We start from the raw sequence: 7,517 nt of genomic DNA, 5'->3' as shown, positions 1-7,517 counted from the left end.
AAGAAGCGGCAAAGCTCGCCAATGGCGAAGAGGCCAAGCTGAACTTCTATAATTGGGACACCTATATTGGTGAGACCACTTTGGGAGATTATAAGGACAGCGCCGGCGTTGATGTGAACATGACCTTGTTCGCCAGCAACGATGAATTGTTTGCCAAGCTACGTGCCGGTAATCAGGGTTATGACGTCATCGTCCCGTCGAACGACTTTGTCGAGCGCATGGCCGCAGCGGACATGCTGATTGAAATCGACAAGACCCAAATTCCCAATTTCAAAAATGTCGCCCCTGAGTATCAGGACGTGCCTTATGACGCGGCGCGGAAATATTCGATGCCTTACACGTGGCTGGCGCTTGGCATTGGGTACCGCAAGTCGAAGGTAAATTCGGTACCTGATAGCTGGAAAGTCCTGTTTGACAGCGACGAGTATAAGGGCCGCATTGCCGTGCTGTCCGAGGCTGGCGACATGTTCCGGCTTTACGGCAAATATCTGGGCAAATCGGTCAATGGGCTGACGGATGCCGACTTGAAAACAATCGAAGCGATGATGATCAAGCAAAAGCCAAACATCAAATCTTTCCACGAAGACAATGGTCAGGACCTTTTGCTTAAAGGTGAAGTGGACCTTGTCCTTGAATATAATGGCGACATTGCCCAGATTATGGCCGAAGATCCCGACATCGGCTTTGTCATTCCCAAGGAAGGCAGCCAGTTGAATTCGGACAATCTGTGCATTCCAAAGGGCGCGCCGCACCCGAAAAATGCCCATGCGTTCATCAACTATTTGCTGGATGCCGAGGTAGGCAAAAAAATCACCGAGACGATTAAATATCCAACGCCTAATGCTGCGGTGAAGGCGCTGATGCCAGATGATTATAAGAATAATCAGGTCATTTTCCCGCCCGCGGATATCTTGACGAAGTGCGAATATGCGAAATTCAATCCCGATCTTCAGCCGAAATATGAGGAGGCGTTTACCCGCGTTCGGGCGGCTTAATTGATGTCAGGCGCGTTGCAAGACTGGAAAAGCCAGAAGAAGCCCTTTGCCGCAGTTGCAACGGCACCGGTCTTCTGGCTTGGCCTGTTCTTCATCGCGCCCATGACTATCGTTTGGCTCTACAGCTTCGGTCAAAATGCCGGACCTGCGGATATCAATATTTCGGGCACGCTCGACAATTACAAACGCGCGACCGAGTGGTTGTATCTTTCCATTTTCCTCAAAAGCTTTGCAGTCGCCGCACTCACCACGTTGATTTGCTTGATTATCGGCTTTCCGGTCGCGATGGCGATAACCTTCGCCGCGCCGAAGTGGCGCCCTTGGTTGCTGCTGGGAATCATGCTGCCCTTTTGGACCAACCTCCTGATCCGCACCTACGCGCTGATGGCATTGATGGGCACCAATGGGTATATGAACCAAGGGCTTGGCGGCTTGTGGGACGGTGCCAGCTGGTTGCGCACCTTAGTGGGCATGCAGCCGCTTGAGGCATGGACGCCCGTGCAGTTGTTGTACAATAATTTCGCGGTCGTTTTGGGGCTTGTCTACGTCCATCTGCCCTTCATGGTTTTGCCTTTATATTCGGCGCTCGACCGGCTGGACAAAAGCTTGATTGAGGCCAGCCTTGACCTTGGCGCGGGACATTTCAAAACCTTTATGAAAATCGTCGTGCCGCTGGCTGCGCCGGGTATTTTTGCGGGCGTTATGATTACATTGGTTCCCGCATTGGGTGCGTATCTGACCCCCGACCTCATGGGCGGCACCGATAGCCAGATGATCGCGAATGTTATCGAACGGCAGTTCAAGCGCGCAAATGACTGGCCCTTCGGCGCCGCTTTGTCCTTCTTGCTCATTTACGCGATGTTCATTTTGATTGCGCTGCAATCGATGCGCGCGAACAAAGTGAAGGAGGCGCGGTAATGTTTAACCGCACCGCCATCGCTCCGCTTGAATATACACGCAAATTATGGATGCGCAGTTGGGTCGGGTTGACGATGCTGTTTCTCTATGCGCCGTTGGTTGTGTTGATGATCTTCAGCTTTAACGACAGCAAGCGCAACGTGATGTGGAAGGGATTTACCCTCAAATATTACGAGAAGGCGCTGAACAACGACAGTCTGGTGGAGGCGATGGTCAATTCGCTAACTATCGCATTTTTGGCGACGATCATCAGCTTGGTCATTGGCGCCTTGGCTGCGGTCATGCTCTGGCGCTTTCGCTTCCCGTTCAAGGGACTGGTCGAGGGCACGATGTCATTGCCGATTATCGTGCCCGAAATCTGCTTGGGCGTGGCGTTTTTGATCTTCTTTGCCAAACTCGACTGGCCAACTGACTTGGCTTGGCCGCTGAACCTGTCCGCGATCACGATTGCCCATATCACCTTCTGCTTTCCCTTTGTCGCGATGGTTGTCCGCGCGCGGCTGGCCAGTTTTAACAGGGAAGAGGAAGAGGCTGCCAAGGACCTTGGCGCGACCGAATGGCAGGCATTTCGCGATGTCCTGCTGCCGCATATAAAACCATCCTTGGTCGCCGGCGCCTTGCTTGCCTTCACGCTTAGCCTTGATGATTTCGTCATCACCTTTTTCACCAGCGGTCCGGATACGATTACCTTCCCGGTGAAGGTATATTCAATGGTGCGCTTCTCGGTCACGCCAGAGGTTAACGCCGCGTCCACAATCTTGATCATACTTACCGTTGCCCTGACCTTCATCGCGCTGAAATATCAGGGCGTGAAGGGCATCGCTGAAACCCATTAGAAGCGGCAGATCCTTATGACCGAAGGCAAACAACCCATCATTGAAATCCGCAACGTGTCCAAACGTTTCGGCAAAGTGACGGCGGTGGACAATATCAGCCTAGATATTCGCGCTGGGGAATTTTTTGTTCTGCTTGGGCCATCTGGCTGTGGCAAAACCACGTTGCTGCGGATGATTGCCGGGTTCGAAATGCCAACCGAAGGGCAGATCATCATCGACGGACAGGATATGAGCCTTGTCCCGCCGAACAAGCGGCCCGTGAACATGGTGTTCCAAAGCTACGCTGTGTTTCCGCATATGAACGTGACCGACAATGTGGGCTATGGCTTGCGGATATCGGGCATATCGAAGGCGGAGACCCGCGACCGCGTTGCCGAAGCGCTTGAACTGGTAAAGCTTGGCGGGTTTGAAGACCGGATGCCCGATCAAATGTCGGGTGGTCAGCGTCAACGCGTAGCACTTGCGCGCAGCTTGGTCATGCGGCCCAAGGTGTTGTTGCTGGATGAGCCGCTCTCCGCGCTTGACGCCAAACTGCGCGCGCAGATGCAGTTCGAACTTGCGGACTTGCAGGACAAGGTTGGCATTACCTTCGTCACCGTGACCCATGATCAGGATGAGGCATTGTCGATGGCCAGTCGCGTTGCGGTGATCAACAAAGGCGAAGTCGCGCAACTCGCGCCGCCATCTGACCTTTACGAATATCCCGCCAACCGCTTTGTCGCGGACTTTGTCGGCTCGGTAAACATATTCGAAGGCACACTTACTTTGGACGAGCCAGATAAAGCTGCGGTTGATTGTCCTGGGCTTGGCAAGATTTACCTCAACCATGGCGTAACCGGTCCGCACGGCGCCAATGTGTGGATCGCGCTGCGCCCTGAAAAGATTTACCTCCACGTCCCCGGCGAAGGCAAGGCGGTGCGCGCCGCGGCGCAAGATGCCCCTGATGGCCATAATGTTGCGCGTGGCACGATTAAGGGCATGAGCTATCTTGGCGATGTGACGCTATATGACATCCAGCTTGAGGGCGGTCATATCATCCGCGTCAGCCGCCCAAATCTGTCCCGCCATGACCAAGAAGACTTCACGTGGGATGACAAGGTCAGCATGCACTGGCGCGCAGACAGCCCCGTAGTTTTGTTAAGCTAAACGCCGAACCAGCCGAATCAATTATCCGCGGAGGCTGCGGGGCGCAGGTCGATCAAAGTAACGATGATGTTGCTTGCCGAATCTGAATCCGCGGCCTTGGGCATGCAAAAACGATAGGTTGACCCCGTTTGCATCATTTTCAGGCTCTCACTGAAAAAGGGCGATGTTTGGCGCAGTGGAATTTTCTCCCATTCGCTCTTTTGCTGCACCACGCCGGATGTCGCGTCGAACACTGTAAAATCGACAAGCACCAAGTCGCCATCGGTCGGATTTTTGCCGGTGCCAGCCTTGAGGATATCAAATCCAAGGCCCGATGACGTGAACTGCGTACAATTGCGCTCAGCAACCGGAATAACCGGCTTTGGCGGCGGGCTGGTGAAGGAGAGCAGGTCAACCTCAAACACCAAATCGGCATTTGCGGGAATGGGCCCCGTTCCGGCTTCGCCATAGCCAAGCTTGGATGGGATGCAGAGGCGATAGCTTCCGCCTGCCTGCATCAGTTGCAGTCCTTGCGCAAAGCCCGGGATAACGCCGCCAACGGGAAATTCCGACGCTTGCCCTGAGTCAAATTGCGTGCCGTCTGCGGTCAGCATGCCTTTGTAATTTACCACGACCTTGGACTCGGCATTTGGGCGATCACCATTGCCCGGCTTGATGACGGTATAGGACAGACCTTCAGCGGTTGTTGTCGTGCACGAAAGCACTGGCGGCTTGGGCTTAGCCGCCACGGGCGCGGCGGCCTGCGCTGCGGCAAATTGCAGGAGCAGGGCGGGGGTGAGGGCGGCTGTCGTCAAGGCGCGCTGTAGTGTTGGTGATGTCATGATTGTCCTCGGTAATGGATGAACGGGCTCAGCACTATGGTTTCTTATTCGCCTTCACCCAATCGCCCGCAATTTCGGCTCCGCTTCATCGAGCGACTTTTGGATAATCCCCACCAAATCGTCGATTTGTGTCGGCGTGATTATTAGCGGCGGGCACATGACGATGGTGTCGCGGATGCCACGCACCATCAGCCCGTTGCGGATACAGATGTCGCGGACCATTGGGCCTGCCGTCCCTTCGGCACCACCAAAGCGCGCGCCAGTAGCTTTGTTGGCAACAACCTCCACTGCGCCCAGTAAACCGATTGAGCGTGCTTCGCCGACCAGCGGATGGTCACTTAAAGTCGCCAGCTTTTTGGCCAAATAAGGGCCGGTTTCGTCACGGACTTTCTCGAACAGACCTTCGCGCTCCATGATTTCGATATTGCGCAAGGCTACCGCTGACGCGACGGGATGCCCCGAATAGGTATAGCCATGGACGAAATCGCCGCCCGTTTTAATGACCTTTACGATCTCGGCACTCACGGCGACGGCGGAAATCGGCAGATAACCCGATGACAGCCCCTTGGCCATCGCGATGATGTCCGGCTGGATGCCCATGGTTTCGTGGCCCCATATATTGCCCGTCCGGCCAAAGCCGCAGATAACCTCGTCACAGACCAATAATATACCATATTTCCGGCAAATCGCTTCAACCTGTGGCCAGTAATTTGCCGGCGGAATGATAACGCCGCCCGCGCCTTGTACCGGCTCACCAATGAAGGCAGCGACATTTTCAGGACCTACTTCTAATATCTTGTCCTCAATGGCTTGCGCGCATGCGGTGCCGAAATCTTCCGGCGTCATATCGCGGCCTTCATTATACCAATAAGGCTGGCGGACATGTTCAATGCCGGGCATCGGCAAAACTCCGGGCGCTGGGAAGCCTTGTTCATGCATGGATTTCATGCCGCCCATGCTGACGCCAGCAACCGTGGAGCCATGATAGGCGTTGTGCCGGCTGATGATGATGGTGCGGCTATGTTCGCCCTTCACTTGCCAATAATGGCGCACCATCCTTAGAATCGTGTCATTGGCTTCGGAGCCGGAGCTGTTGAAAAACACATGTGGCAAGCGGCCGCCGGTGAGGCTGGAAATTTTGTCCGCGAGCATGATCGCTGGCGCATTCGCAGTTTTGAAGAAGCTGTTATAATAAGGCAGCTCAAGCATTTGTTCGCGCGCGACCTCAGCCAATTCATCGCGGCCATAACCAACGGTCACACACCACAGGCCGGCCATGCCGTCCAAGATGCGATTGCCATCGCCATCATGGATGTAGCAACCTTCGGCATGGGTGATGATCCGGCTTCCGCCCAAATCCTCGATTTCTTGCCAGTCGGCTTGCGCGGGCAAATGGTGGGCGATGTCCAAACGGCGTAATTCGGCGATGTCGTAATTGCGTGGCATAAATTGGTTCCTTGAATGTCTGGCTTCCCTTCCTGCATGTTGGAAGGGCTGGGGGAGGGTGCCCGCCAAGTGCGCGGCACACCGTTTCAGGCCTTTTTCTTACCCTTGCTTTTATCAGAAGGGGTGAAGGGAAAAGGCACGCCAGAATTTAAGGCGAAAAGCCAATCCGTGCTTGGTAGCGGTTAAAGCGGGTAACAGTTCTATTCACAAATTGCCTCTTAACGCCTTTCCCAAAAGGTGGAAATAGGTTTGCGAATCTGGATCATTTTCGGTTCCCCATTCGGGATGCCATTGCACCGCAAGCAAGGGGGCGCCATTTGGTCGGGCGCTATAGGCTTCGATAAGGCCATCGGGCGCGCGTGCTTCAACATTCAGGCCATCTGCGAGCTTACCAATGCCTTGATAATGGACGGAGTTCACGTCCAGCGCGCTCTTTGCATAGGCGTTGGCCAACATCCCCCCATCGGTAAGATCCACGGCGTGACGGTGTTCAAACATCGCATCGAAGGAAACGTCATCCGGCGCATGGTGGCGGATGAGGTCATCACTGGCGCTGGTGTCGCGGCGCAGCGTACCGCCCAAAGCGACGTTGATTTCCTGAAAACCGCGGCAAATACCAAACACAGGCTTTTGCGCATCGATCATGCGGTTCACCATCGATATTGCTATTTCGTCGCGGCCATCGTCGAATGGGCCATCGCCACCATCTTCGCCATAAAGGCGCGTAGCGACATTCGACGGACTACCCGTGAGCAAAATGCCGTCGATGCGCGGGGCGACATCTGCGGCGGTCATCAGGTCGGGAAGCGAAGGGATGATTAACGCCGCTACATCGGCATAGGTCATCGCGGCGCGGATATATCGGTTCATCACCGCTTGCGCGACTTCACTGCCGACCATGCGATTGCAGGCTATGACACCCAATACCGGACGGCTCATTCTGCTGGCTCCCGCGCTACTTCCTGTTCACCGGACCATTCACGCCGCTCCGATCAACTCCCGACCAATCAACATCCGGCGGATTTCATTTGTTCCCGCGCCAATGTCGAGCAGCTTGGCATCGCGCCAATAGCGTTCGACAGGCCAGTCCTTGGTATAACCAGCGCCACCCAATGCCTGAATCGCTTCGCCAGCAACCTTCACCGCGCTTTCGCTGGCGAGCAGGATTGCGCCTGCCGCGTCGAAACGCGTGGTCTGTCCGGCATCGCACGCACGCGCGACATTATACACATAGCTGCGCGCCGAATTCAGCGCGACATACATGTCGGCGACTTTGGCTTGCATCAATTGGAAGCTGCCAATGGGTTTGCCGAACTGCTTGCGTTCGCGGACATAAGGCAGGACGACATCAAGAC

General features: G+C 55.0%; 8 protein-coding genes. 4 read left to right on the top strand and 4 right to left on the bottom strand.

Annotated elements, in window-relative coordinates:
* The 4 genes from ACIQ2T_RS10770 to ACIQ2T_RS10755 all read left to right on the top strand — a co-directional run.
* Positions 1-995, top strand: a 995-nt coding sequence (locus ACIQ2T_RS10770; protein ID WP_397590808.1) for a PotD/PotF family extracellular solute-binding protein, incomplete at its 5' end; no start/stop codon positions are given.
* Positions 996-998: 3 nt separating this feature from the next.
* Complete coding sequence (locus ACIQ2T_RS10765; protein WP_397590807.1) at positions 999-1,913, top strand: ABC transporter permease; 915 nt, start codon at positions 999-1,001, stop codon at positions 1,911-1,913.
* The gene (locus ACIQ2T_RS10760) at positions 1,913-2,749 is read left to right on the top strand and encodes an ABC transporter permease (protein WP_300037941.1); all 837 of its coding nucleotides are present in this window, start codon (positions 1,913-1,915) and stop codon (positions 2,747-2,749) included. Before ACIQ2T_RS10765 ends, ACIQ2T_RS10760 begins: the two co-directional genes overlap by 1 nt.
* A gap of 15 nt (positions 2,750-2,764) precedes the next feature.
* Complete coding sequence (locus ACIQ2T_RS10755; RefSeq protein ID WP_397590806.1) at positions 2,765-3,895, top strand: ABC transporter ATP-binding protein; 1,131 nt, start codon at positions 2,765-2,767, stop codon at positions 3,893-3,895.
* 17 nt (positions 3,896-3,912) lie between these two features.
* On the opposite strand, the gene ACIQ2T_RS10750 is transcribed toward ACIQ2T_RS10755, so the two are convergent.
* The 4 genes from ACIQ2T_RS10750 to ACIQ2T_RS10735 form a co-directional block, all read right to left on the bottom strand.
* Positions 3,913-4,716, bottom strand: a complete 804-nt coding sequence (locus tag ACIQ2T_RS10750; RefSeq protein ID WP_397590805.1) for an FKBP-type peptidyl-prolyl cis-trans isomerase — start codon at positions 4,714-4,716, stop codon at positions 3,913-3,915.
* Positions 4,717-4,770: 54 nt separating this feature from the next.
* Positions 4,771-6,162, bottom strand: a complete 1,392-nt coding sequence (locus ACIQ2T_RS10745; RefSeq protein ID WP_397590804.1) for an aspartate aminotransferase family protein — start codon at positions 6,160-6,162, stop codon at positions 4,771-4,773.
* A gap of 204 nt (positions 6,163-6,366) precedes the next feature.
* The gene (locus tag ACIQ2T_RS10740; protein ID WP_397590803.1) at positions 6,367-7,101 is read right to left on the bottom strand and encodes a gamma-glutamyl-gamma-aminobutyrate hydrolase family protein; all 735 of its coding nucleotides are present in this window, start codon (positions 7,099-7,101) and stop codon (positions 6,367-6,369) included.
* Between the two features lie 39 nt (positions 7,102-7,140).
* A partial coding sequence (locus ACIQ2T_RS10735) for an acyl-CoA dehydrogenase family protein (protein ID WP_397590802.1) occupies positions 7,141-7,517 on the bottom strand: 377 nt, incomplete at its 5' end.

The sequence above is a fragment of the Sphingorhabdus sp. genome (assembly GCF_044357595.1).
Lineage (GTDB): Bacteria > Pseudomonadota > Alphaproteobacteria > Sphingomonadales > Sphingomonadaceae > Sphingorhabdus_B.
Note: the sequence above shows the minus strand (reverse complement) of the source record. Positions and strands in the feature narration are given on the sequence as shown.